Annotated in this window: 24 protein-coding genes; 12 read left to right on the forward strand and 12 right to left on the reverse strand. The window is 60.0% G+C overall.

Translation table 11 applies throughout. The annotated features are described in order from the left end of the window. Positions 1-68: 68 nt before the first annotated feature. The 10 genes from ADG881_RS14910 to ADG881_RS14955 form a co-directional block, all read right to left on the reverse strand. Complete coding sequence (locus tag ADG881_RS14910; RefSeq protein ID WP_007151449.1) at positions 69-377, reverse strand: hypothetical protein; 309 nt, start codon at positions 375-377, stop codon at positions 69-71. Positions 378-665: 288 nt separating this feature from the next. Beyond that, entirely contained in the window at positions 666-1349 is a 684-nt protein-coding gene (locus tag ADG881_RS14915; RefSeq protein WP_007150966.1) for a response regulator, read from the reverse strand. Beyond that, positions 1346-2701 (reverse strand): ATP-binding protein, encoded by a 1356-nt coding sequence (locus ADG881_RS14920; RefSeq protein WP_007149549.1) that lies wholly within the window; start codon positions 2699-2701, stop codon positions 1346-1348. The genes ADG881_RS14915 and ADG881_RS14920 overlap by 4 nt, the downstream gene beginning before the upstream one ends. A 153-nt stretch (positions 2702-2854) precedes the next feature. Then, entirely contained in the window at positions 2855-3442 is a 588-nt protein-coding gene (locus ADG881_RS14925) for a cob(I)yrinic acid a,c-diamide adenosyltransferase (protein WP_007151585.1), read from the reverse strand. Next, the gene (locus ADG881_RS14930; protein WP_007150553.1) at positions 3442-5421 is read right to left on the reverse strand and encodes a TonB-dependent siderophore receptor; all 1980 of its coding nucleotides are present in this window, start codon (positions 5419-5421) and stop codon (positions 3442-3444) included. The genes ADG881_RS14925 and ADG881_RS14930 overlap by 1 nt, the downstream gene beginning before the upstream one ends. 69 nt (positions 5422-5490) lie before the next feature. Beyond that, positions 5491-6366 carry a ketopantoate reductase family protein gene (locus ADG881_RS14935; protein WP_007149156.1) on the reverse strand — a complete coding sequence of 292 codons (876 nt, stop codon included), beginning with the start codon at positions 6364-6366 and terminating at the stop codon, positions 5491-5493. Positions 6367-6441: 75 nt separating this feature from the next. Next, on the reverse strand, positions 6442-7392 hold the full coding sequence (locus ADG881_RS14940; protein ID WP_007148689.1) for a response regulator: 951 nt from the start codon (positions 7390-7392) through the stop codon (positions 6442-6444). Between the two features lie 84 nt (positions 7393-7476). Further along, the gene (locus ADG881_RS14945) at positions 7477-9021 is read right to left on the reverse strand and encodes an MFS transporter (protein ID WP_007150032.1); all 1545 of its coding nucleotides are present in this window, start codon (positions 9019-9021) and stop codon (positions 7477-7479) included. A gap of 77 nt (positions 9022-9098) precedes the next feature. Next, the gene (locus tag ADG881_RS14950; protein ID WP_007151306.1) at positions 9099-9395 is read right to left on the reverse strand and encodes an MGMT family protein; all 297 of its coding nucleotides are present in this window, start codon (positions 9393-9395) and stop codon (positions 9099-9101) included. 135 nt (positions 9396-9530) lie between these two features. Next, positions 9531-10292 (reverse strand): SDR family oxidoreductase, encoded by a 762-nt coding sequence (locus tag ADG881_RS14955; RefSeq protein ID WP_007149017.1) that lies wholly within the window; start codon positions 10290-10292, stop codon positions 9531-9533. 119 nt (positions 10293-10411) lie between these two features. On the opposite strand from ADG881_RS14955, the gene ADG881_RS14960 reads away from it, so the two are divergent. The 8 genes from ADG881_RS14960 (at position 10412) to rimI (ending at position 18938) form a co-directional block, all read left to right on the forward strand. Then, positions 10412-11113 (forward strand): HugZ family protein, encoded by a 702-nt coding sequence (locus ADG881_RS14960; protein ID WP_007148900.1) that lies wholly within the window; start codon positions 10412-10414, stop codon positions 11111-11113. A gap of 199 nt (positions 11114-11312) precedes the next feature. Further along, positions 11313-11603: a co-chaperone GroES gene (groES, locus tag ADG881_RS14965; protein WP_007148402.1), complete on the forward strand. Its 291-nt coding sequence runs from the start codon at positions 11313-11315 to the stop codon at positions 11601-11603. A gap of 105 nt (positions 11604-11708) precedes the next feature. Then, positions 11709-13355, forward strand: a complete 1647-nt coding sequence (gene groL / locus ADG881_RS14970; RefSeq protein WP_007148596.1) for a chaperonin GroEL — start codon at positions 11709-11711, stop codon at positions 13353-13355. A 280-nt stretch (positions 13356-13635) separates the two neighbouring features. Next, positions 13636-14244 carry a rhombosortase gene (gene rrtA, locus ADG881_RS14975; protein ID WP_007149827.1) on the forward strand — a complete coding sequence of 203 codons (609 nt, stop codon included), beginning with the start codon at positions 13636-13638 and terminating at the stop codon, positions 14242-14244. A gap of 16 nt (positions 14245-14260) precedes the next feature. Beyond that, on the forward strand, positions 14261-15925 hold the full coding sequence (locus tag ADG881_RS14980; protein WP_007148669.1) for a DUF3592 domain-containing protein: 1665 nt from the start codon (positions 14261-14263) through the stop codon (positions 15923-15925). 98 nt (positions 15926-16023) lie between these two features. After that, a complete protein-coding gene (locus tag ADG881_RS14985) occupies positions 16024-17571 on the forward strand; it encodes a 2-isopropylmalate synthase (RefSeq protein WP_007148658.1) in 1548 nt (515 codons plus the stop codon). A 109-nt stretch (positions 17572-17680) separates the two neighbouring features. Further along, positions 17681-18475, forward strand: coding sequence for a hypothetical protein (locus ADG881_RS14990; protein WP_007151170.1), 795 nt, complete (start codon positions 17681-17683; stop codon positions 18473-18475). Further along, positions 18465-18938: a ribosomal protein S18-alanine N-acetyltransferase gene (rimI, locus tag ADG881_RS14995; RefSeq protein ID WP_007150494.1), complete on the forward strand. Its 474-nt coding sequence runs from the start codon at positions 18465-18467 to the stop codon at positions 18936-18938. Before ADG881_RS14990 ends, rimI begins: the two co-directional genes overlap by 11 nt. Before the next feature lie 317 nt (positions 18939-19255). On the opposite strand, the gene ADG881_RS15000 is transcribed toward rimI, so the two are convergent. Beyond that, positions 19256-19681 (reverse strand): hypothetical protein, encoded by a 426-nt coding sequence (locus ADG881_RS15000; protein ID WP_050760175.1) that lies wholly within the window; start codon positions 19679-19681, stop codon positions 19256-19258. 146 nt (positions 19682-19827) lie between these two features. Here ADG881_RS15000 and ADG881_RS15005 point away from each other — a divergent pair, with 146 nt between their 5' ends. The 4 genes from ADG881_RS15005 (at position 19828) to ADG881_RS15020 (ending at position 22644) form a co-directional block, all read left to right on the forward strand. Beyond that, complete coding sequence (locus ADG881_RS15005; RefSeq protein ID WP_007149769.1) at positions 19828-20163, forward strand: DUF2834 domain-containing protein; 336 nt, start codon at positions 19828-19830, stop codon at positions 20161-20163. A 58-nt stretch (positions 20164-20221) separates the two neighbouring features. Next, positions 20222-21811: a peptide chain release factor 3 gene (gene prfC, locus ADG881_RS15010; protein WP_369699529.1), complete on the forward strand. Its 1590-nt coding sequence runs from the start codon at positions 20222-20224 to the stop codon at positions 21809-21811. Positions 21812-21933: 122 nt separating this feature from the next. Continuing rightward, a complete protein-coding gene (locus tag ADG881_RS15015) occupies positions 21934-22323 on the forward strand; it encodes an MmcQ/YjbR family DNA-binding protein (RefSeq protein ID WP_039926921.1) in 390 nt (129 codons plus the stop codon). An 18-nt stretch (positions 22324-22341) separates the two neighbouring features. Continuing rightward, positions 22342-22644, forward strand: a complete 303-nt coding sequence (locus ADG881_RS15020) for a hypothetical protein (RefSeq protein WP_007148785.1) — start codon at positions 22342-22344, stop codon at positions 22642-22644. A gap of 164 nt (positions 22645-22808) precedes the next feature. Here ADG881_RS15020 and ADG881_RS15025 read toward each other — a convergent pair whose 3' ends face one another. Next, positions 22809-24245: a phospholipase D family protein gene (locus ADG881_RS15025; RefSeq protein WP_007151018.1), complete on the reverse strand. Its 1437-nt coding sequence runs from the start codon at positions 24243-24245 to the stop codon at positions 22809-22811. Positions 24246-24818: the final 573 nt, after the last annotated feature.

Consider the following 24818-nt stretch of genomic DNA (forward strand, 5'->3'; position numbering starts at 1 on the left):
CGTGATCTGCATAAACAAAAAAGGCCTTCATATGAAGGCCTTTTTTGTGAGTGGTGCCGCGTTATTGATTAACGCTCTTTGCGCTTTTCGTGGCGGTCGTCGCGGCGCTCTTTACGGTCTTCTTGCATTTTGGCCAGCTTTTCTTGCTGCTCGGGCGTCAGTAGTGCATTGATCTTTGTCTGGGTCTCATCGTGCAAGGCTTTCATTTTTTTACCCTGTTCTTCAAAGACGGTCTGCATCTGGGCGCTTTGGGTATCGGTCAGTTCCAGTTTCTTGGTCATGTGCTCGACCATTTTTTCGCCGCCCCGTTGACCGGGACCCATGGCAAAAGCGGATGTGGCAAAAACAGCAAGAATAACGATAGCGATTTTTTTCATGGGGCTCTCTCCTTATGACTCCATTGAGTCCTTGAATGTGATGGGGAGAGTATTGCGTAACAAGGTGCAAGGAATATGCAGGAAATGTGGAAGAACAGTCACAAGCTTAAAGCCTCGAGCGGCAAGGAAAATCAAAACCGGAACGACGCCTGATTTGTGCTGTAGGAGTTCCCTTCCTGGGGACGAACCTCGCGAAGCGAGGCGCTAGACGGGCGTTCCGCACGATTGATCGCCTTTCGGCGGCACGGTTCGTCCCCTGGAAGGGAACGCCTACAAGTCCGTGCGGTATCAAGGCGTTTCCAGCCGATACCCCACTCCGTAAACACTGCCGATCCAGTCATGGGATTGCTCGTCGCCGTCGCTGAGTTTACGGCGCAGTTTGCGGATATGGCTGTCGATGGTGCGGTCGGAAACCACGCGGTGGTCCTTATAGATTTCGTCCATTAGCTGGTCCCGTGACCAGATACGGCCTGGGTGACGAGACAGGGTGGCGAGCAAGGCAAACTCGATAGCGGTAAGGGCGATGCGCTGCTGGCCCTGTGGCTGTTTGAGAATGGCCTCGTAGCGCTCTTCATCAAGTTGTAATTCGTGCTCTTGTTCGGTGGGTTCGGGGTTGGCGCGGCGTAGCACCGCTTTTACCCGTGCCACCAGTTCACGGGGGCTGAAGGGCTTGCAGATGTAATCGTCAGCGCCCAGTTCCAGGCCCAGCAAGCGGTCCACTTCATCCACCCGGGCGGTGACCATGAGGATCGGCACGTTGCTGTGTTGACGGATCGCTTTGCACACTTCCATGCCGTCGCCGTCGGGCAACATCAGATCCAGCAATACCGCCTGAAAGGATTGCTCACGGGCCAGGGCAATGGCGGCTTTGGCGCTGTCGGTCTGTTCGGTCTGGTAGTGGGCGTGTTGCAGGTAATCCGCCACCAGCTGTGACAGGCGCGGCTCGTCTTCCACGATCAGGATACGGCTCATTGGGCATCTCCCGGTAGCGAGATCTGGATGCGCACACCGCCCAGCGGGCTGTGTTCTGCATGGAGTGTGCCGCCGTGGGCCTCGACAATGCGCAGGCATATGGCGAGCCCCAGGCCGGCTCCGCCGGTGCGGCGGTTGCGTGAGCTTTCCACCCGGTACAAGTGGTCAAACAGTTTGGGCAGGGCATCGTCGGGGACGCCGGGGGCGCTGTCGTCCACCGTCAATTGCCAGGTGCTGTCTTTCTGTTGGTTCAGGGAGACGGCTAACTCGCCGCCGTCGGCGGTGTACTTGAGACTGTTCTGGAACAGGTTATCCAGTAACTGGCGCAGCCGCACGGGATCCTGCTGGATCACGGCCTGGTCGGGCAGAGTGATTTTGCAGGTGATGTCACGCTGCGCGAACGCACCTCGATAACTGTCGAGTACCTCTTCCACCAGGCTGCTCAAGTCTTCCAGGCGGAACTGATAGCGCAGGTTGCCACCGTCGGCCAATGCCAGGTCGTGCAGGTCGTTAATCAGGTGGGTCAGTTGAGCGACTTCACTTTCCAGCCCTTTCAGGTTTTCCTGATTCAGGGGCCGTATGCCATCGCACAGTGCTTCCAGCTCGCCCTGGAGAATGGCCACCGGAGTGCGTAGCTCATGGGCGATATCCGAGAACCAGCGTTGCCGTGCCTGCTGGCCCTGGTCGAGACGCTCGGCTAACTGGTCAACCTGACGGGTCAAGGTGCCGAGCTCATCCCGGCGGTCGCTGGCCAGACGAGAGTCGTAGTTACCTTCCTGCAGTTCAGCGGTATGGCGGGAAAGCGCCAGAATTGGTGCCACCAGGTGGCGGGCCAGCAGCCAGGAAACCAGCAGAGACAGGCCGAGCCCTACGCACAGCATCCACAGGGCAAAGCGAAGCTGGCGGCCCATGAAACGGCGGTCGAGTTTATCGCGAATGGCTTCCTGGTCTGGGTAAGTCAGATAACCCACGATGCGGCGATCATCCTGAATGGGCACATCGACACGGTATTTTTCCGGGGCAGGCGGACCAAGCAGCACACGCTTGCGGGCATCGAGCAGTTGCAGGTGGCGGTGATCGCCGCGGTCGTCTTTGCCTTCTTCCCGATCACCGGCCAGCCAGTAAAGTCGCTTCAGGCGGCGGGGATCGTCGCGCAGAAACTGCCATGATCCCTGTTGTTGGTAGAGAGTGCCCAGGTGATTGGCCAGGCGCTCTACCTGGGATTGCTGGCGTTCGTCCAGGTAGGTGTCGAGGCTGCGCACAAAAGACAGATAATAGAATCCGCTGGCGGCCACGATCAGCACCAGAAAGGTACCCAGGAAAATCAGAAACAGTTTATTGCGAATGCCCATGGCGCTACATCATCAGTCAGGACCTTCAGTGTAGCGCGCTAGCAGTAGAGGTGGGCCGGTTTGCACAATCTTTCCATAATGCGGCGCCGGATACCTGGCCAGACAAACACGGGCCACGAAGGGGCGGTTTTTCGCCTCTGGCGCTCCCTCACCTCACCGATCTGCTTTGGGCATCCACAAGGTTTCCGGGGCTTCGTGGCGCAGGTTGATCAGGCGGGCCATGACGAACAACAGGTCGGAAAGCCGGTTGATTAACGCCTGGCTCACCGGATTGACCGCCTCTTCGTCGGTCTCGTGCAGGGCGATAACGTGGCGTTCCAGCCGGCGCGCCACGGTACGGCAGTGGTGGCACCAGGCGGCATCCGGGTGGCCGCCGGGGAGCACAAATTCTTTCAATGGGGGCAGTTCGGCATTGATGGTGTCGGCCTGGGATTCCACTTCCACCAGGTCGTGATCATCAATGACGCGGTGGCCGGGAATGGCCAGCTCGCCGCCGATGTCGAACAGCATTTGCTGGACCAGGCCCAGTACCGCGTCCAGATCGCTATCCAGCGGGCGGGCACGCAGTACGCCCAGGGCGCTGTTCAGTTCGTCCAGCTCGCCCAGTACCACGATGCGCGGGTGACACTTGCTCACCCGTGAACCGTCTGCCAGGCCGGTTTCGCCGGCATCCCCGGTGCGGGTGATGACCCGGTTGATGCGGGTCTTGTCGCGGTTTCCGGTTCCGTTGCTATCACTCATTACAGCTCCATGCCCAGTGCGACCCGGTAATGGCGTTCTGGCAACGGGTAGAGTACCGCGTTGCTGCTGCCCGGGTTGTAGTTACCGTAGTCCGCATTCACGTTGTCTTCCAGATTGTAGACACCGGCTTTGAGATAGAGTTTGCGATAGCGGGCCGTCAGTTGCAGATCGGTGGTGCGGTAGTGATCCAGTTTGCGGTACTCATTGTCCACGTCACCGTCGTAATGACGATCGCCCACGTAACGGTGGCTGATCTGGGCGGACAGCCAGGTGAGCGCCTGCCAGTCGGCAATCAGTTCCATGGTGTGTTCGGGCACCAAGGGCACGTCGTTGCCGCTGAAGGGGCCGCCATCAAAACGGGCTTGCTGGGCGCTGGCGTTGGCGGTGAAGGTGATGTCCTTGTCCAGCCGCCAGCGGGAGTTGATGCTGACGCCCTTGTGCACGGTGCGGTCGTCCAGATTGCGATTGGCGAAGGCGATGGGGTCGTAAACGATTTCGTTATCAATCTCGGCGCGCCAGAACGTCAGCGTGGAGTGCTGCCGGCCCTGCGACCAGCTGGCGCCGGTGGTGTAGCTGTGGCCGGTTTGCGGATCGATGGGCGGGTTGAACGGGGACAGTTCATCCACATTGGCGATGCGTACACTGCGCTGGGCGCCGGCGAAAAGGGCCAGGTTGCCGGTGAAGGTGTAACGGATGCCGCCCTCGTACATTTCGCCGTCCTGCTCCTTGTCGGCTCCTTCACCGCTGAGCGTGCTTTCCAGCTGGCGGGCGCCGGCGCTGACAGACAGTTTCGGGGTCAGGCTGACCAGGTTGTGCAGGTACCAGGCGCGTTGACTTTGTTCCAGTTCCCGGTCGCCGAAATTGGTCCGGCTGGTGTAATCGTATTCGTGCAGATCCACGCCCAGCGTCCAGTTATGCATGGCACTGCCGGTGGCGGTCTGGCCTTCCAGCTTGGGAGTGAAGCTGTAGCTGTCCACCACTGACTCGCCGTTGAAACCGCTGGAGGGGTAGCGGTACTCCTGGGTCTGGCGGCGGCGGCTGGCGTCCAGAGTGAGCGCGGTATTGCCGGCCATGGCAATGCGCAGGCCGGGCATCAACCAGTAGCTTTCCTGCTCCGCGTCGTCGTCGGGGGTATCGGCCCCTTGCGGATCATTATTGAATTCCATGGGGTCGCGGCCCCCCGGCAGGTCCTGGGATTGCCGGGTGCCATTGGCGGTGAAATAGGCTTCAACACGGTCCTGCTGGTAGCGCAGGTCAGCGAAGGCGCTGTCGTTACGCAGGGCGTTGTTGTCGCGATAGCCATCGCTGTCCAGGGTGCTCAGCGCCACCGCACCGCTCAGGTTGCCGTGGTTGCCGGTGGCGTAGCCGTTGCCCCCGAGGCTGTTGTAACTGCCGCTGTTGATTTCCAGCCCGGCGCTGTTGCGATAGCTGCGGCGGGTGACGATGTTGACCACGCCGCCCACGGCGCCGTTGCCGTACAAGGCCGCACCGGCACCGGGCAGCACTTCGATGCGCTCAATGGCCGCCAGGGGAATGCCGGTCAGTTCCGGGGTGGTCAGGTCGATGTTGGAGAGTCGGCGGCCGTTCAGCAGGATCAGGGTGTTCTGGTTGCCGGTGGCGCCGAAGCCGAGCAGATCCACGCTGGCGTTACTGCCGTTGATGCCATACAGGCGACTGCTTTGCAGGCCGCCCACGGTGTCGAGCAGATCCGCCAGATTGGTCGCTGGCAGGCTGTCGATGGCTTCCCGGTCGATCACCACGGTGCCGGTGGGCAGCTCGCCAGCCAGGCTGGTGTTGCGAGCGCCACTGACTTTGACCGTGCCCAGGGCGTGACGGTCGCTGGCCGCGTCCGTCGTGTTTGTTGTGTCAGTGGGTTCACCGGCGATCCCCTGCAACGGGGCGGCGAGTAACAGGCTGACAGCAGCAGGTAAAAAAAGCGCGGGATAGCGAGTGGAGCGAGTGGCGTGGCGAGTGGACATTCATCCTCCGAACAATGGGGTCTGCACGCAGGGGAGCTTACCAGAGCCGGCCGCTGAGGGCCTGTGCGTTTATGTAGGCGTCAGGGCTTTAACCAGACGACGGTGGGTGGGCAGGTCCAGGCCGTGGCGTTGTGCCTGGCGTAGCAGCCAACCGTTGATGGCCTCGATTTCCGTGGTGGCGCCGCGCTGCCGGTCTGCGCGCATGGAGGAGGTGTTGCCGGCGGTAGCGCGGGCCACCTGCAGCACGGCGGAAAACGAATGGCCGGGCCAGCGGGAATCCAGTGCGGTTAGCAGGGTGTCGGCCTCGGCGCAGAGCGCGTGGGCTTCCTGTTGCAAGGCCGGATCGTCAACGACTGCGCCGTTGGGCACATCGTGCAGGGCGGTGAGCGGATTGATCACCGCATTGGCCACCAGTTTTTTCCATTGCACCAAGCGTATGTCTGCTTCCCAGTGCAGGTCGGGCCAGTGGCGCTGCAGGCCTTTCAGCCATTGCGGTGGCTGCTGGGTGCCACCCAACCAGGTGGTGTTTTCTGCCACGATGGTGTGCTGTGGTGACTGCCCTTTCACGGCGCTGGTGGTGATGGCCTCCAGCACGGCAGTGCCGGCAGGGAGTCTGCCATCCAGTGCTCCCATGCCATTCTGAAAGCGCAGCACCAGGGTCTTGTCACTAATATGGCCTTTCACCCGGCGTAACGCTGCTTCTGTGTAAGGCGTTTTGCTGGCCACCAATAAATGCGTAATGGTCGCGGGGAGCTGTTCCGGGCTGGCGCAGGAGAGGGTGAGTGACACGCTTTGGTCAGCAAAAAAAAGCTGTTTGTGCAGTGGCGGTTGCGGGTTGTCGGTAACGATGCTGACGGTATGGCCCGCACGGGTCAGATACCAGGCGGCCAGTGTGCCCATGTTGCCGGCACCGAGCAGGTACCAGTGAGGAAGGGATTCAGTCATGGGGGGAATGGTAAGCCCTGACGGGCATTAAATGGAGCGTTTTTCTCTGCGAAGGTGCCGGGAATGTTCGGTATGTCAGGCGCTTGCTGCAGCGGAGACGATCCGTTTTTCTGCCAGGGCCTGCTCCAGCTCCAGGGTTGCCTGCTCGAGCATGCCGTCCGCACTGTTTCCGCCAGCCGATGCGGCCAGGGCGATGCTGACTTGCAGGCTGAGAAAGCCCGCGGCGGTCTGGTAGGCGCGGTGGTTCAGGCTGTCGTACAGACGCCGGAAGCTGGTGGGGTCGCAGTGGCTCAGCTGTGGCTGGTAGGTAATCAGTGCAAAGTGATCCTGCTGCAGGCGACACAGATGGTCCATGGGCCGGACCGATTGGCGCAGACGCCGGCTGAAGGCGAGGACGCCTTGTTGCATGACCTTGTTGCCGCGCTGGCGTTGTTGTAGCTCGAAGTCTTCCAGGCGCATCAGCAGCATGCAGGCGGCGCCGCCGCGTTTCTGGGCGTGTTTGAGTGTGCTGTCCAGCGCGCGCAGGGCGTCCTGGCGATTGCCAAAACCGGTGAGCGGGTCGATCAGGGCCTGACGTTTGAGCTGGCGGTTCACCGTCAGCATGCGCTGGTAGTCGGCCTGCACCCGGTTGTGGCGCTGGATAATGCGGTCTGCGGCCATCACCCGGTGTTGCAGCTGTTCGGTCATGGTGGACTTGGAGACGAAATCGTCCACGCCCTGATCAAAGGCCTGCTGCAGGGCGTCCACGCCTTCGCGGGCAGTGAGCAGCAGCACATAGGTATAGCGGTTGTTGGCCTCGTCGTTCTGGCGGATGCGGCGGGTCAGCTCCAGGCCGTCCATGCCGGGCATCAACCAGTCGGCCACCACCAGATCGGCCGGTTTCTCGGCAAGCTGGCCAAGGGCATCGTGGGCGCTGTGGGCATGGCGGATACCGGTATAGCCGGCGGTGGCCAGGGTGCGGTTGACCACGGCGGCGGAAAAGCGGGCGTCGTCTACCACCAGGATATCGAGTTCAGAGACGGTCATCGGATTTCTTGTTGTTTTTTGTAAGTCTCCACTATAGCCGGTTTGCGAATTGATTGAAAAGTAGCCGATGAGCGGTGTTTTGGGTTAGTTCCTAAACGCGCTGTGGCGCTGGATCAGGTAGATCAGGCCCAGCACGGGTACGCCCATCAGGCTGGCCAGCAGGAAGAAGCCCGGGTAGCCCAGGTTGTCCACCATGCTGCCGGAGTAGCCGCCAATGGTTTTTGGCAGCAATGTCATCAGGGAGCTGAAGATGGCGTATTGCACCGCAGTGAAGGACACATTGGTGAGCTGCGACAGGAACGCCACAAAGGCGGCACTGGCCAGGCCGGCGGTGAGATTGTCGGCGGAGATCACCGCATAGAGGATGCGGATATCGTGGCCCGCATAGGCCAGCCACAGGAACAGCAGGTTGGTGGCTACGGTGAGGAAGGCGCCCAGGTAAAGCACCCGGATAACACCGTGGCGCATGGCCAGCACCCCGCCCAGAAAGCCCCCGGCAATGGTCATGAATAGCCCAAAGGTTTTTACCACGCCGGCAATTTCGTTCTTGGTGAAGCCCATGTCTTCAAAAAAGACGTTGGAAATCACCCCCAGCACAATATCGGAAACGCGATAAAAGCCCACGAAAACCAGCAGCAACAGGGCCAGGCGTTTGCCATAGCGCTGGAAAAAATCTTTCACCGGGTCGAGATAACTTTCCTGCACCAGCTGCTTGTCATACAGCGGGGTCAGGGAGAGTAGCTTGATCAGTGCGGCTACCAGCGTGATCGCCAGGGCCAGGCGCAGGGTTTCCACCACCAGGCCGGATAAGGCTCCGTTGTTCACCGCATCAGTGAGTGTCTGGCGGAAGGTGGCGGCGGACTCGGCGGTGAAGATGTAGACCGTCACAAAGGTGGCGATGCCCACCACGAACAGGCTCAGAAATTTGAGGTACTGACGACTGGTGTACTGCGCGTTGGAGGGCCGGTGGTTTTCCGGTTCGCGAATGATCAGGGTGGTGACGGCCCCGACCAGCATGGTTAGCGCCATGATGGCATAGGTGCTTTGCCAGGCGGCGTAGCTGTAGGACTCGCTGGTGGAGCCCAGCCAGCTGGCCAGTACTAAAGAGCCGGCCCCGGAGGTGAGCATGCCGATCCGGTAGCCGGCGATATAGGACGAGGACATCAGCGCCTGCAATTCCGCCCCGGCGGATTCAATCCGGTAGGCGTCAATAACGATATCCTGGGTGGCGGCGGTGAAGCCCAGCAACACCACGGCAAACGCCATGACATTCAGGGCGCCGGGCTGGGTGGGGTCGACCAGGGAAATACTGAAAATGGCGGCGGCGACCGCCAGTTGTGCCACCAGCAACCAGGCCCGCCGTCGCCCCAGCCAGCGGGTCAGGAAAGGAATAGGCAAGCGATCAATCAGCGGCGCCCAGAGAAATTTGAACGAGTAGGCCAGTGCCGCCCAGCTGAAGTAGGTCACTGTGGAGCGGTCTACGCCTGCTTCGCGTAGCCAGAGCGACAGCGAAGAGAAAATCAGCAGCAACGGAATGCCCGCCGAAAACCCGTAAAAAAACATGGTCTCTACACGGGGGTGCAGGAAGGCCTTCAGGGATTGCTGCCAGCTGGTCGATTGTGGGGGCATAGGACTCTTAGCGGGTATTGCCGATTGGCGAAAGGCTCATCATAGACACTTTGTTCGCAGGGGGCGATGCGGGTTCCCTAGATGAAATACTGTCTGGGCACGCGGTCGCCCAGCACCGGAATATTTTCATCCAGTAGCCGTTGTGTCTGAATCTCCCCCGAGGGGGTGCCGGCAAGGGCAATACAGCCATCGGCGCGCAATACCCGATGCCAGGGCAGGCGGGTGTCCTTGGGGAGCTGACTCATCAGCCGGCCAACAAAACGGGCATGACGCGGAAACCCCGCTTGCTTTGCTACGGCACCATAACTGCTGACGTGGCCGGGCGGAATAGCGGCGACGATCTGGTAAACGGCATCTCGGAATTCAGGATTCATGGTAGGCAGCTTCCTGCGACTCGCTTCTAGCTGCAAGTAAAAATGCAGAGCACAATCAAAAGAGGAAATCGGTGTCAGTCGATTTCCTCTTTTGGGTTGTAGCATCATGCGTTCGGCATTGAGCGTCCGGCGTTGTTAGCGCAACCCGCCGTCCATATCGATGCAGCGACCGGTGAAATAGTCGGTCTCGAAAATAAAGGCCACGCTGCGGGCAATGTGCTCGGCTTCGCCCAGACGTTTGAGGGGCACCGCTTGTACCAGGCGCTCGCGGGCTTCCGGTTTCATGGCGGCCAGCATGTCGGTGTTGATGGTGCCCGGCGCCACCGCACCGGTGCGAATGTTGTAGCGGGCCAGTTCTTTCGCCCACGTCTCGGCCATGGCGGCTACCCCGGACTTGGCGGCAGAGTAGTTGCTCTGGCCGAAGCTGCCCTGGCGGGCCAGGGAGGAAATGTTGACGATCACGCCTTCCTCGGCGCCGGTTTCGACCATCTTGGCGGCGGCCTCACGGCCACACAGGAACACCCCGGTCAGGTTCACGTCGATCACGGCCTGCCACTGTTGCAAGCTCATCTTGCTGACCAGCTCTCTGTCTTTGGCCTTGATCAGCAACCCGTCACGGGTGATGCCAGCGTTGTTGACCAGGCCGTGCAGGGCGCCGAAATCGGCAACCACATTGTTGAACAGGGCTTCCACCTCTTCCTCTTTAGCCACATTGGCCAGGTAGGCGCGGGCTTCGCCGCCAGCGGCTTCACAGGCTGTTACGGTGGCGTCCAGGTCTTCCTGGCTCAGATCCACACAGGCCAGCCTGGCGCCTTTGCCGGCAAAAAAGGTGGCGATGCCACGACCCAGGCCACGGCCGGCGCCGGTCACAACAATCACTTTCTGGTTCAGTTCCATGGTGATTCCTTACACTGTCGGTTCACGTTGCAACGGATTATGGTGAGGTGCAGCGGGCAGGCCAATGACCGGATTGCTCAGGCCCGCCGTAAAACGGGAAACGGAGAGCAGGACCACAGATGCATCAGGAAGCAGAAGCCCAGTCGTTTATCTATCAGCACAGCCATGCGGCACTGGCTACCGTGGACAGTGAGGGGGCGCCGTTTGCGTCTGCCGTCAATGTGGTTCCGGACCATGAAGGGCGCCTGTTGATGCTGGTCAGTGCGTTGGCGGCGCATAGTGTGAACCTGGCGGCCAACCCGGCGGCATCACTGGTGTGGGTGGAGCAACAGCACAGCGACTGGCAGGCGGCCATGCGGTTGACCGTGTCCGGCGAGGTGGTGGCTGTGCCCCCGGCCGAGGGGGAGCGTTACTTTCAGGTGTTTCCTCACGCCCGTGAGTACCTCCAGCTGGATTTTCATTTTCTGGCGTTGCGCCCGACGACGGCGCGCTGGATACCGGGTTTTGCCCGGGCGACCTGGTTGAATGCCGAAGCGCTGGTGCAGCCGTGGGGTTGGGATCTGGCCCGTGAACAGGCCATGGTCGGGCACATGAATGATGATCATGCCGAGGCCATCGACCACTATCTGGCCTTGCTGGGCGCGCCGGGGCAGGGGGCGCAGATGCTGGCGGTGGACCCCTGGGGTGCCTGGCTGTGGCATGAGGCGCGGTTACGTCGGCTACCGTTCCCGGCTCGGGCGGAAGACGCTGGGCAAGTGCGTGACACCCTGGTGATGCTCGCCCGTACTCCTCCAGAGGATTTTTTCCTCGCCCGCCCTTGAATCCCGCCGATACGACCCCATTCCACGGCCAGCAGGCAGGCGCAGGGAGCCCCGGTGATGGCCGGTATTTCCTGTTGACTGTGCTGGCGTCCTTACTATGATTAGCACTCCACTCATGAGAGTGCTAATTCAGACTGTCGAGTTTGGCCGCTGTGGCCGACTTGGGTGTCAAAAGAACTAACTGGGAGTTTAAGGAAAAATGAGCATCCGTCCTTTGCATGATCGCGTGCTGGTTCGCCGTGAAGAGGAAGAAACCAAAACCGCTGGCGGTATTGTGCTGCCCGGTTCCGCTGCCGAGAAGCCGTCCCGTGGCGAAGTCATTGCCGTAGGCAATGGCAAGATCACCGAAAACGGTGATGTACGCCCGCTGGATGTGAAAGCAGGCGACAAGGTGATCTTTGGCCAATACGCAGGGTCCACCGTGAAGGTGGAAGGCGAAGAGCTGCTGATCATGAGCGAAGCCGAAATTCTGGCCGTCGTTGAAGGCTGAACGCTGAATACGGCCCGGATAACTCTTCCGGTCTAGACAGACATCGAACGCCCGCAAGGGCATTCAGCCCATCACTGGGTAAAGAATCGCAGAGGTATATAAAACATGGCTAAAGAAATTTTGTTCCGTGACGAAGCGCGTCAACGTATGGCCAAAGGCGTCAACATTCTGGCAGACGCAGTGAAAGTCACCTTGGGCCCGAAAGGCCGTAACGTGGTACTGGAAAAATCCTTCGGCGCTCCGTCCATCACCAAAGATGGTGTCTCCGTTGCCCGCGAAATCGAACTGGAAGACAAGTTCGAAAACATGGGTGCGCAGATGGTGAAAGAAGTCGCGTCCAAGGCCAACGACGAAGCCGGTGACGGCACCACCACTGCCACCGTGCTGGCGCAGGCGTTCGTAAACGAAGGCCTCAAGTCCGTGACTGCAGGCATGAACCCCATGGACCTGAAGCGCGGCATCGATCAGGCGGTTGCTGCTGTGGTGGAAGAGCTGAAGAAGCTGTCTACCCCGTGCGATAACACCAAGAGCATCGAGCAGGTAGGTACTATCTCTGCCAACGCCGACAAATCTGTTGGTGAGATCATCGCCCAGGCCATGGAAAAAGTGGGTCAGGAAGGTGTTATCACTGTTGAGGAAGGTCAGTCTCTGCAGAACGAGCTGGACGTGGTTGAAGGTATGCAGTTTGACCGCGGTTACCTGAGCCCTTACTTCATCAACAACCAGGAAAAGATGCAGGTCGAGCTGGAAGACCCGTACATCCTGTTGGTGGACAAGAAGATCTCCAACATCCGTGAGCTGCTGCCTGCTCTGGAAAATGTGGCTAAAGCAGGCAAGCCGCTGCTGATCATTGCGGAAGATATTGAAGGCGAAGCACTGGCCACTCTGGTCGTGAACAACATGCGCGGCATCATTAAGTGTGCTGCTGTGAAGGCGCCGGGCTTCGGTGATCGTCGCAAGGCTATGCTGCAGGATATCGCTATCCTTACCGGTGGCACCGTGATCAGCGAAGAAGTGGGCCTGAGCCTGGAAAATGCGTCTCTGGAAGATTTGGGTACTGCCAAGAAAGTGAACATCGACAAGGAAAATACCACCATTGTTGATGGCGCTGGTCAGCAGGCAGATATTGATGGCCGTGTGGAGCAAATCCGCAAGGAAATCGAAAACTCTTCCTCAGACTACGACAAGGAAAAACTGCAAGAGCGTGTGGCCAAGCTGGCCGGCGGTGTTGCAGTCATCAAGATCGGTGCTGCCACCGAAATTGAAATGAAAGAGAAGAAAGCCCGCGTTGACGATGCTCTGCACGCGACCCGTGCTGCGGTAGAAGAAGGTGTGGTACCGGGCGGTGGTGTTGCCCTGGTGCGCGCTCTGGCTAATGTTGGCACCATCAAAGGTGACAACGACGAACAGAACGCCGGTATTGCCCTGACCTTCCGTGCGCTGGAAATGCCCCTGCGCCAGATCGCTTACAACGCCGGTGCAGAAGCCTCCGTCATTGTGCAGGAAGTGCGCAATGGCAAAGGTAACTACGGCTACAACGCAGCCACTGGCGAGTACGGCGACATGCTGGAAATGGGTATTCTGGATCCGGCCAAGGTGACCCGTTCCGCGCTGCAGGCAGCGGCTTCCATCGCCGGCCTGATGATCACCACCGAAGCCATGGTGGCGGACAAGCCGGAAGAAAATGCCGCTGGTGGCGCCCCGGACATGGGCGGCATGGGTGGTATGGGCGGTATGGGCGGCATGATGTAAATCAGCCGGTCATTCGACCATTGAAAGCTTTAAAGAAAACCCCGCCTTGTGCGGGGTTTTCTTTTTTGTGGCATCTGTACTGAATCCGCCGTAGGAGCGTCGTTCGCGGCGCGATAATCCTGGTGTCGAGATACGAGTTACGAGAAGCGAAAACTAGGCCTTTAAGTGCAGGTTTTGAGTTTCGAAACTCGCTTCTCATAACTCGTAACTGAGGTTCTTGGCTTGCACCCTCTGTTGTCGCCTCCTCATAATGTCCGCTCTTCTTTCAGCCGGTATCTCCATGCAACCCAGAGACAGAAAACTCCGTCCGCACTTTGCCCTGGTGATCGCCGCCATGGTGGTGTTGGGGCTGGCGCATGCCTGGGTGAATCCCTGGCTGGCGTTTGATCGGGGGGCGATCGAGCAGGGGCAATGGTGGCGACTTTTCACCTGCCATCTGGTGCACCTGAATCACTGGCATATGCTGCTGAACCTGGCTGGCCTGCTGTTGTGTGGTTACTTTTTCACGGACCTGCTTGATCGTGCGCGATTCTGGAGCTGGTTGCTGTTTTGTGGGGTGCTCACCGGGCTGGCGTTGTATTTTCTGGATGCCGGTTTGCAGCACTATGTGGGGCTGTCCGGTATCCTCCATGGCTTGCTGGTCTATTGCCTGCTGCAGGGCTGGCGGGGGAATCCCTGGTTGCATTCACTGGTGTTGCTGGTGATCGCCGGGCGCATTGTCAGTGAGCAGCAGGCAGGCTATGACGTGGAGTATCTCCGTAGCTGGATCGACGGGCGGGTTTATGTGAATGCCCACCTGTACGGTGCCCTGGCCGGAGTGTTGTTGTTTGGGGGAATCACGGGTGTCGAATACGGCAGAAAACGCAGAACAGGAAACACAGAAAGATAATAAAGCATCAGGGTGCATGACCATCCTGTTTCCCGGGGTTTTCCTGGTGGCAGGCCTGGCGGTGATGTTCTTTGTGGGGCTCAAGCCCGCCTTTCAATACTGGCAGGCCGGAAGCTGGGACCGGGTGCCGGCCACCGTGCTTAGCAGTACGCTCAATCGCAGTTATTCCGACGGCTCCACCACCTACAGTGTCAGCGCCCACTACCGCTATGACTATCAGGGGCGCAGCTATTCCAGCAGCACCGTGAGTCAGTACAGCGGTAGCGATAATTTCGACGATTACTGGCAGCGCCTGGCCAGCCGGCTGGAGTCCGCTCGCTCCCGGGGGCGAACCGTCATGGCCTGGGTCAACCCGGCGAATCCCTCCGAGGCTTTTCTGGATCGCACTCTGCGCTGGGGATCATTGGTGTTTGGCCTGGCCTTCGGCGGCGTCTTTGCCTTGGTGGGTGGCGGCCTGATGTTTCTGTTCAACCGGGGCAGCAAGGGCAAGGCGGATCTGGCAGAAGGGGGGCAGTACCACAGCAAGGAAAAATCCGGCCACTGGTTTCTGGTGGGCTTCGGCGCCATCTTCATCCTGCTGCCATCGCCGGCCTATCTGGCAGTCTGGGACAAGGTCAGTGGCGGTGATTACGCGATTCTGATGGTACTGCTGTTTCCCGCCGTGGGTGCCGGTATTGCCTGGGCGGGCTGGAAGATGCGCAGCATTTATCAGTTCTTCGGCCCCACCCCGCTGGAACTGGATCCTGAGCCCGGCCATGCCGGTGGTCAGGTAGGGGGCGCCATCCACCTGGGCAAGGCGTTGCCCCGGGAGACGGATATGGATGTGTGGCTGAGCTGCATCCGTGGCCGCGAAAGCGGTAGCGGTAAAGACCGCAAGACCGTGGAAGACATTCTCTGGCAGACCGACCAGCGCGCCCTGTGCCAGCCCACACAGCAGGGCAGTGATATCCTGTTCTGTTTCGATGTGCCGGCGGAACAGCCGCCGTCATCCGGTAGCGGTCGCAATTATATCTGCTGGCGAGTCGAGCTGGAGGGCATGGTTGAAGATCGCAAGCTGAAACGCAGCTGGGATATCCCGGTAGTGGCAGGAGAGAGTGAGAGCCGTTTCCGGCTGCCGGAGTCCCACGTCATGGCCGACCAGCGCGAGCGGCAGGTGGAGGCACTGGAATCCGCCAATGAGCAGATACGGGTGGAGCAGACCAGCCAGGGCCTGCATCTGCAAAGCCGTCCGGGCCGCCACCTGGGGATGAAACTGGCGCTGCTGGTGTTTGGTGGCATTTTCGCCGCCGTGGGCACCGGGCTGTTTATCGCCGCCGCCAGCGAAGGCTTTATGTTGTACTTCATGGGCAGCATTTTCGGGCTGATTGGTTATCTCATTGTGGGGGTCACCGTGTTCACCCTGGGCAGGGGGCTGGATGTGTGGATTCGCGGTGGCGAAGTGCGCAGCCTGCGTCGCTGGCTGGGAATCCCCGTGTTTACCCGCAAGGGCCAGTTGCTGCGGGCAGAGCAAGTGGTGCTGAAGACGGGCATGAGTAGCACCAGCAATGGCCGCCAGACCGAGTACATGGCGTTGATCGCCGAGATTGATGGCAAAAAGATCCGTTTGGCTGAGGGCATCGCCGGGCGCGAAGCGGGTGACGCCTTACGTGAGGCCGTGCTGCGCACCCTGCGACTGGTGTAAACTGTTCGCCAGTCTGAACTTGAAACGCAGGAGCCTGTAAGCGTGCTCCTGCGGTGAAAAGGGGTGATCCAGTCCCCCGATAATGTGCGAGAGATCCCATGAGCAAAGACCGCCTGATTATTTTTGATACCACCCTGCGTGACGGTGAGCAGAGCCCCGGTGCCACCATGGACCAGGATGAAAAACTGCGTATCGCCCGGGCGCTGGAGCGCATGCGGGTGGATGTGATCGAAGCCGGCTTTGCCATCGCCAGCCAGGGGGATTTTCGGTCCGTAAAAGCCATTGCCGATACCGTGCGTGAATCCACCATCTGTTCCCTGGCCCGTGCCAAGGCGGCGGATATCGACCGGGCGGCGGAAGCACTGGCCGGGGCCGAATCCGGGCGGATTCATACCTTTATCGCCACCAGCCCGATTCATATGCAGCACAAGCTGCGGCTGGAGCCGGATCAGGTCATCGAACACGCGGTGGCAGCGGTCAAGCACGCGCGCAACCATATGGGTGACGTGGAGTTTTCCTGTGAAGATGCGGGCCGCTCCGAGATCGACTTCCTGTGCCGTATTATCGAAGCGGTGATTGATGCCGGCGCGCGTACGATCAATATTCCGGACACCGTGGGCTATGCCATTCCCGAGCAATTCGGTGACACCATCAGCCAGCTGCTCACGCGTATTCCCAATGCGGACAAGGCGGTCTTCTCCGTGCATTGCCATAACGATCTGGGGCTGGCAGTGGCCAATTCCCTGGCGGCGGTGCAGGCCGGGGCGCGGCAGGTGGAATGCACCATCAACGGGCTGGGCGAACGGGCCGGCAACGCCTCTTTGGAAGAAATTGTGATGGCGGTGCAAACCCGTCAGGACCTGTTCAATGTGGATACCGGCATTAATGCCCGGGAAATCGTACCCACCTCGAAAATGGTGTCGCAGATCACCGGCTTCCCGGTGCAGCCGAACAAGGCCATCGTCGGCGCCAACGCTTTCGCCCATGAATCCGGCATCCACCAGGACGGGGTGCTCAAGCACCGCGAGACCTACGAGATCATGTCCGCCGAAGATGTGGGCTGGCACACCAACCGCATGGTGCTGGGCAAGCATTCCGGCCGTGCCGCGTTCCGGGCCCGGCTGGACGAGCTGGGCATCGTGTTTGCGTCTGAAGCGGCCATGAACGAGGCCTTTTTGCGCTTCAAGGACCTGGCGGACAAGAAACACGAAGTGTTCGACGAGGACCTGCAGGCGCTGGTCAGCGACACCAAACGGGCGGTAGAGCAGGAGCGCTTCAAGCTGGTATTGCTGGAAGCCAGCGCGCGCACGGGTGAAACCCCGCAGGCCCGCATTGTGATGTCCATTGATGGTGTTGAACAGGACGCTACCGCCACGGGTGCCGGTCCAGTCGATGCCGCCTTCAAGGCGATTGAAAAGCTGGCGGACAGCCACACGGCCCTGCAACTGTATTCGGTTAACGCGATTACTGCGGGCACCGACAGTCAGGGGGAAGTGACCGTGCGCCTGGAGAAGGGCGGCCGTATCGTCAACGGCCATGGCGCGGATGTGGACATCATTACCGCGTCGGCCAAGGCCTACCTCAACGCCTTGAATCACTTCGCAGCCGGCGTGGAACGAGCCCACCCTCAAGCGGCGGATGTATGAAGAAACTGCCTGACGCCGGATGCCTGAGGCCTGACGGTAAGAGAGTCGGTGGTGCTCTTCTTGCGTGGTGCGTGGTGCGTCCGGCGTGTGGCGGCACCGGAGGTGCTCAATGAACGAAGCGCAGCGCCAGAGTTATCTCAAGGCTATGGGGCTGACGCCCTGGGTGGCCCGTGTGGCTTTGCCCGGGGCGGCGCCGTCACCGGTGCTGGACTGGCCAGAGGAAGAGCAGGCTAATGCCCCTGCATCGGCAGGGCCTGTTGTTGATGTGGCGGTGCCGTCCCGGGAGCCTGAAGCTCCTGTCGATGTTCCCTTGGCCGCCGCTGAATCCAGCCCGGCCGAGCATGCACCTGAGGCATCGGCAGCCGATGCATTGGCGAAAGCGCCATCGGCCCGTTCCGTGGCACCTGCCCAAGAGCAGGCGAAGGAGGAGGCCCCTGCGCCCGCCAAGGCGAAAGTGAAAGGGCTCACATTTACGCTGGAAGCCCACTTGGGCGGTACCACTTGGTTGCTGTGTGCCCAGGAAGACAGCCAGGCCCCGGGGCTGGGGCGTTTCGAAGCCCCGTTGATGGCCAACCTGTTGGCGCTGTTTCAGGGGCGCCCGCAGCGCCCGCGTCGTTTCTTCTGCCCTCTCACAGAACAGCCCATGCCGGCGCACGAAGCCGCCCAGGCCTTGTCCGCCTTTGTGGCCGGGCTCAGCGAGCAGAGCGGCGGAGAACGGGTGCTGTTATGTCTGCCGGAAACGGTGGCCGAGGCCCTGTTTGAACAGCCCCGTTACCAGCCTTTCGAGCTGGGACGGTTGCCGGCACTGGTGATCAGCAGCCTGGCAGAAATGCTGGCAGACCCGGTGCAGCACAAGAAAGCCAGCTGGCAAGCCATGCAGGCCCACGGCTACGATGGCGTTTGATGATGCCGGCCCGATTCGGGCCATGCAGGAGGTAGACCTGGAGGCGGTGCTGGCCATTGAAACGGCGGCGCAGTTGACCCCTTGGAGCCGTAGTCACTTTCTCGATTGCCTCGGCAACGCCCATTATCTGTGTCAGGTGGTGGAGGTTGAGGAGCAGCCAGCGGCGTTTCTGATTATGTCGCGAATTCTTGATGAAACCCATGTGCTCAATATCGCCGTGGCCCCTGCTCGCCAGCGTCAGGGCCTGGCCCGTCGATTATTGGAACAGGCCATAGACGCGGCCCGCCGCGATGCCATGAGTGTGATCTACCTGGAAGTGCGGGAAAGCAATCACAGTGCCCGGGCGCTGTATGAGTCACTGGATTTCACGGTTTCCGGCATCCGCAAAAACTATTACCGCCGGGGCGATGGCCACGAGGATGCGGTACTGATGCAGTGCCTGCTGGCCTCGGGGCATAAATAGCGATGAGCTACGTTGGAGCCGATAGGGAAAAACAGAAAGGTTTTTCTGGCATCGATCTTTCTACGAAGCTGCTGTAGGAGCACCGTTTAGGGTGCGAACCTCGCGCAGCGAGGCCATCGCCAGCAGAGCGATCAGGGATATCTGAGCTCGGCAGGTTTCAGAGTTTCCCTAGAGCCAACGGTGTGGTCCGACCCCCGGTTTTCCTTTTCAATTTTTCACTTTGAACGTTCAACTGAATTCCGCGGGCAGGGCGGCCGTCGTACGGCTCCATCCCCAAGCCGCGTTGCCGCGTGTAGCGTGAAGCCTGCAGCGGCTTCCTATTCCAACGGCATCCAGCCCTTTTCTGTATCCCGGAAGTGGATGACCCGTTGGCGCTGGAAGGTGTCGCCTTTCTTGAAATTGCCGTGCTCCACCCGCAACGCGCTCAGCGCCATGATCATGGCGAACCGGTCCAGGCCGGAGAGTTCCTCGTTGCCTTTTACCTGGTTGGTATAGCCCTCCAGATCTTCCTGGGCCTCCAGGCTGTAGCTGACTTCCACGGTGTAGCGGCCATCGCCATCCTCGTAACCGTTGTGCTTTTCCACATCGGTGACTTCCAGCAATCCATCCAGATGGGCGTTACGCATTTCCGCTTCCAGGGCTTTCTGGGCATCGCCGGCATCGGGGCTACGGCTACAGGCGCTCAACAGGGTAAGGGCGAGCAGGGCTGTCACAATGTGAACGCAACGAAGGGTGGCAGACATGGCTGTGTCCTGATTGAAAAGAGGAGCGGTCACTCTAGCACCGCTTTAGCCGCTGACCCAATGGCGCCATTGTTAGCTACTGGACAGCGGGTCGATTAATGCCAACGATAGGGGAACAGAAAAACTTACCCAAGGAGGGATTGCCCATGTCCGAAAGCCTGTTTCGTCGTTTGCTGATCATGGTGGCGCTGATCTTTTGCGGCGCTTTTGCGGTGCTGGTCATCCCGCCGCTCATGGCCAACCCGGATATACTGGCTGCCGCCGCTGGCGGTTTCGTCAACCCTTATGCGGCTGGCTACGCCACCGATGTCATCCTGTGCTGGGTGATTCTGGCGATCTGGGTGCTGTTTGAGCGCCAGCGTTACCAGGTGCGTGGTGGCTGGCTGGCCTTGTTGCTGGGCGTGGTTCCCGGGGTTGCGGTGGGCTTTGCCCTGTACCTGCTGATGCGCCAGCGCCAACTGAAAGGGTCCGGGCTGGTCTGACGGGAAATGAGGCCGCGAAGGCTGTTATACTCGCGCCCTCGAAATACCCAGTCAGAGATTGAGTACCATGAGCCTGCAAGACCAGGTGGCCAAGCGCCGCACCTTCGCGATCATTTCGCACCCGGACGCCGGTAAAACCACTATTACCGAAAAGCTGTTGTTGTACGGAAACCTGATCCAGAGCGCGGGCACCGTTAAAGGCAAGAAGTCCGGCAAGCACGCCACCTCCGACTGGATGGAGATGGAGAAGGAGCGGGGCATTTCCGTGACCACCTCGGTGATGCAATTCCCCTACAAGGACGCCACGGTCAACCTGCTGGACACCCCCGGCCACGCGGACTTCTCTGAAGATACCTACCGCACCCTCACCGCGGTGGATTCGGCGTTGATGGTGATCGACGCCGCCAAGGGTGTGGAGCAGCGGACCGTCAAACTGATGGAAGTCTGTCGCCTGCGTGATACCCCGATTCTCACCTTTATCAACAAGCTGGATCGGGATGTGCGTGATGGCATCGACGTGCTCGATGAAATCGAGGACGTGCTGAATATCGAGTGCGCGCCGATCACCTGGCCCATTGGCATGGGCAAGAGCTTCAAGGGTGTCTACAACCTGCTCACTGACACCACCGTGTTGTACAAGACCGGCCAGGGCCACACCGTGCAGGACGTGCGTGAGGTCAAAGGGCTCAATAACCCCGAGCTGGATGAGGCCGTGGGGGCTGACTACGCCGGGGAGCTGCGCGATACCCTGGAGCTGGTGCAGGGCGCCAGCCACGAGTTCGATCTGGAGCGTTTCCTGGCCGGTAAGCTGACTCCGGTTTTCTTCGGTACCGCGCTGGGTAACTTCGGTGTCGATCATATGCTGGATGGTCTGGTGCAGTGGGCGCCGCCGCCCCAGCCCCGCGATGCGACGGCTCGCACCGTGGCGGCCGATGAACCCAAGATGACCGGCTTTGTGTTCAAGATTCAGGCCAATATGGACCCCCGCCACCGGGACCGCATTGCTTTCATGCGCATTTGTTCCGGCACCTACCGAAAGGGCATCAAGCTCAAGCAGGTGCGGACCGGGAAGGATGTGCGCATTCCCGATGCCCTGACCTTCCTGGCCGGTGAGCGCGATAATGTGGAAGAAGCCTTCTCCGGTGACATTATCGGGCTGCATAACCATGGCACCATTCAGATCGGTGATACTTTCACCGAAGGCGAAGAGCTGGCCTTTACCGGCATTCCGCACTTCGCTCCGGAACTGTTCCAGCGGGTGGTGCTCAACGATCCGCTCAAGAGCAAGCAGCTGCACAAAGGGCTGACCCAGCTGGCAGAAGAAGGCGCCACCCAGGTGTTCTTCCCGCTGCGCAATAACGATGTGATTCTCGGTGCGGTGGGTACCCTGCAGTTCGATGTGGTGGCGGCGCGGTTGAAAGGCGAATACGGGGTGGATTGCCGTTATGAGCCGGTCAGTGTGGCCACGGCTCGCTGGGTGGAAGCCGAGAGCGATAAAGAGCTGTCCGCCTTTGAACGCAAGGCCTATGACAATCTGTCCCGTGACGGTGCCGGGCACCTGACGTACCTGGCACCCACGCGGGTTAACCTGCAACTGGCCCAGGAACGTCACCCGGACATTCGTTTCCGCGAAACCCGGGAAATATGAGAAGGCAATTAATAGTTAACAGTGAATAGTTAACAGCGAAAATCGAAGAACCTGATCCAGGCTAAACATGGCCGTTTTACTACGGGTCGGGCAATGGAATCCGCATTTGAAACGAGGTGGACATGGATGTCGATACCGCTCGCCAATATCTTCTCGGCAAGCCCGAAGCGATGGAGGATTATCCTTTTGGCCCGGATGTGGCGGTGATGAAAGTGCGCGACAAGATGTTCGCAACGCTGGGCCAAGAGAGCGGTGAAGGGCGCATGAATCTGAAGTGCGATCCGGATCAGGCCCTGGCGCTGCGGGATATCTTTACCGCCGTGCTACCCGGCTACCACATGAACAAGAAACACTGGAATACGATCAAACTGGATGGCTCCATTCCTGAAGGGGAAATCCAGCGCATGATCGATCATTCCTTTGCGCTGGTGGTGGGTGGTTTGTCAAAAAAAGTGCGCGAAGGCATGGAAGTGCGCCACGGCCGCGAAGCGCTCTATGGCGGACAGAACTGAACAGGCAGGGAGACGGCAATGGCAGTAGTCATCGGTGGCATTATTATTATCTGGCTAGGCCTGACCATGGGCGCGGCGGGCTTGCGTTGGTTGGGTGTGGAGCTGCATTACCCGGCCCGTTTGGTGGCGCCGGTGTTGCTGGCGCTGCTGGAAACGCTACTGTTCTTGTTGTTTGTTCCCGGCACGGAGTTGTTGCCACAAAGCTGGGGCTGGCCCATGGCGGGCGGTCTGGTGGCTGCGGCCTGGCTGATCAACGGCGCTGTCGCCGGCCTGGACTGGCATCGCAATCGGCCAGTGAAAGAATCTCCGGCGACAGAATAACCCCCAGCGTTTTATTGCCACTGTAGAACGTGCTTGCACCTGGGTTGCATTAGGAGTGAGGGACGAGGTTTGAGTTTCGAAAAGCTTTTTTCCCTCGTGCCTCGTTTCTCGCAACTCGGACCTAAGCGTTCGCGCCTCAAGTGGCGCTCCTACGGCGTCTATCCCTAAAAACTGCTCCAGCCAGTGAATTCCATTCCCCGATACAGCCAGTACTTCCACACCGAGTCATCCGCATACACCGCATAGTCGGTGCTGTGTTTTTCGTCGTAACGATTGTCCCAGCGCCGTTCGAAGGTGTCGCCGGCCTGTTGCATGATGGGGTGGTCGGGGGCGGCGATCAGCCGCACGCTGCTCTCCAGATTCAGGTTGTCCAGATTACGCCGGGTGTAGTTGGCGGAGCCGAGGATCAGTTCGGCGCTGTTGGCGCTGCGCCGCAGCAGCATCTTGGTATGGCATTGTTCACCCTGGGTGTTGCACCAGCGCACCGGGATGCCGGCGTTGTGCAATTCACTCCCCACCTGGCGGTTGGGTATCCCGTTCTTCTCACGCCCGAAGGCATCCTTGTTGGGGTCTAGCAGGACGCGCAATTGTACGCCCCGTTGCTGTGCCGCGAGCAGGGCCTCCATCAGCGGGCGATGGGACAGATAGAACACGGACACATCAATCTGGTCGCCGGCCTGGCTGTGGTTGAGGGTTGCCAGCAAGGCATCACGAATGGCGCCTTCGGTGAGCAGTTGCAGGCGTGCGTCGGCGGCCGGGTCAGCCGGTTGTGTTGGCAAGGTGGGTAGTGTGGGCAGTTGGGTGGCGGTCAGCTCAGCCACAGCCAGTTCACTGGCCAGCAGGTCTTTGACCGCATTGCCCTGAAAGCGTAGGCCGATATTGCTGTGGGCGCTGCTGCCATCGTGGGCATTGGCGGAGGTGACCAGGCCGGTCCAGTGTTCACCTTCGTCCACTACCAGGGTCTTGCGGTGATTGGCCTTGAAGTTCAGCAGCGTCAGGTAGCTGCGAAGGGGTACCTGTCCCGGCCCCATGGGATTGGGCAGCCAGCCCTGGTCCGGGTTATTGCCCAGCCACTGACAGCACCCCCGCCACAGGCCGGACCAACTGGGGTTGGAATCGCGCAGTGCCGGCAAAGGCGTAGTGACGACGGTGACGCCGGCTTTCTTCAGGCGCGTAAGGTGCTTGCTGTGGAGCCCGCCATAAAGCGTATTGATGGGGTCGGTGATGACCACGATTGGCATGGCTGGATGGCTGGCCCGTCGGGCCAGCAAGGCGTCGGTGAGTTCGCTGGACAATGCCCGTTCGGTCTCGCTGGCGGTGCCCTGAAAATCGTTGAACAGGAACATGTCGACCACGATGAGTTTTTCCGCCTGACCGATTAACTGGAAGAATTCGTCGAAGATATGTTGCCGGCTAAGCCGCGTGGTTTCGCCACCGTTGCCGCTTTCCCAAGTATCGTCTACCAGCAATTTGAGCCCCTGCACCGCATGGGTTTCCCCTTGCACGTTCAATCCCGGAGGAAGCGGCTTGTAGCGGTGCCAGAGGGCGGTGCTGGCGGTCAGGGCAACCAGCATCAGCAGGGCGAGTTTCAGGCGGGTCATAGGCAGTCCTGTGCATTCGATGGGGCTACCTTATCAGCTAATGGGGTGTGCGCCATGCGGTCCTGGCATTCCTTCCTCATAAGGTGGCACATTCGTGCAACATTCTGAAAAGAATGCCGCCATGCCGGTAACTATGGCACCACCGTACCGCAACAGTGTGGCGGCGGGATCTCTCTGACAATCAAGGTCTACCCGTGCGGATTGTGCGGATCTTAACAAGGGAGTCTCTGAACAACCCCTTGCGTACTCAGCGTGGCCAGAAGGGTGCAGCTGTTGTGTTGTGTCGCGACGGACAGGGTGGCTCCCTTTCCTAGCGATAAAGCACAGCAGATGTGCCCTTCTGGCCGCGCCCTCCGGGTCTTCCAGGCTGGCCCGCACTCGTTGTTGCGTGTTGAAGGTGAAGAGTCGATGGATGGACATATCTCGATCCCTGTTAGGGGACACCTTCAAAATCGCGCCACTCTTAACCTCGGCCGAGGGGGCGAGCCAGCCTGAAAGACTGAGCATGCAAGGGGTTATTCAGAGACTCCCAAGAACAATCAGCGGTCCACGCTGATCCCGGCGCGCCAACGG

It is taken from the genome of Alcanivorax sp. DG881 (genome assembly GCF_000155615.1).
In the GTDB taxonomy this organism is placed as follows: Bacteria; Pseudomonadota; Gammaproteobacteria; order Pseudomonadales; family Alcanivoracaceae; genus Alcanivorax.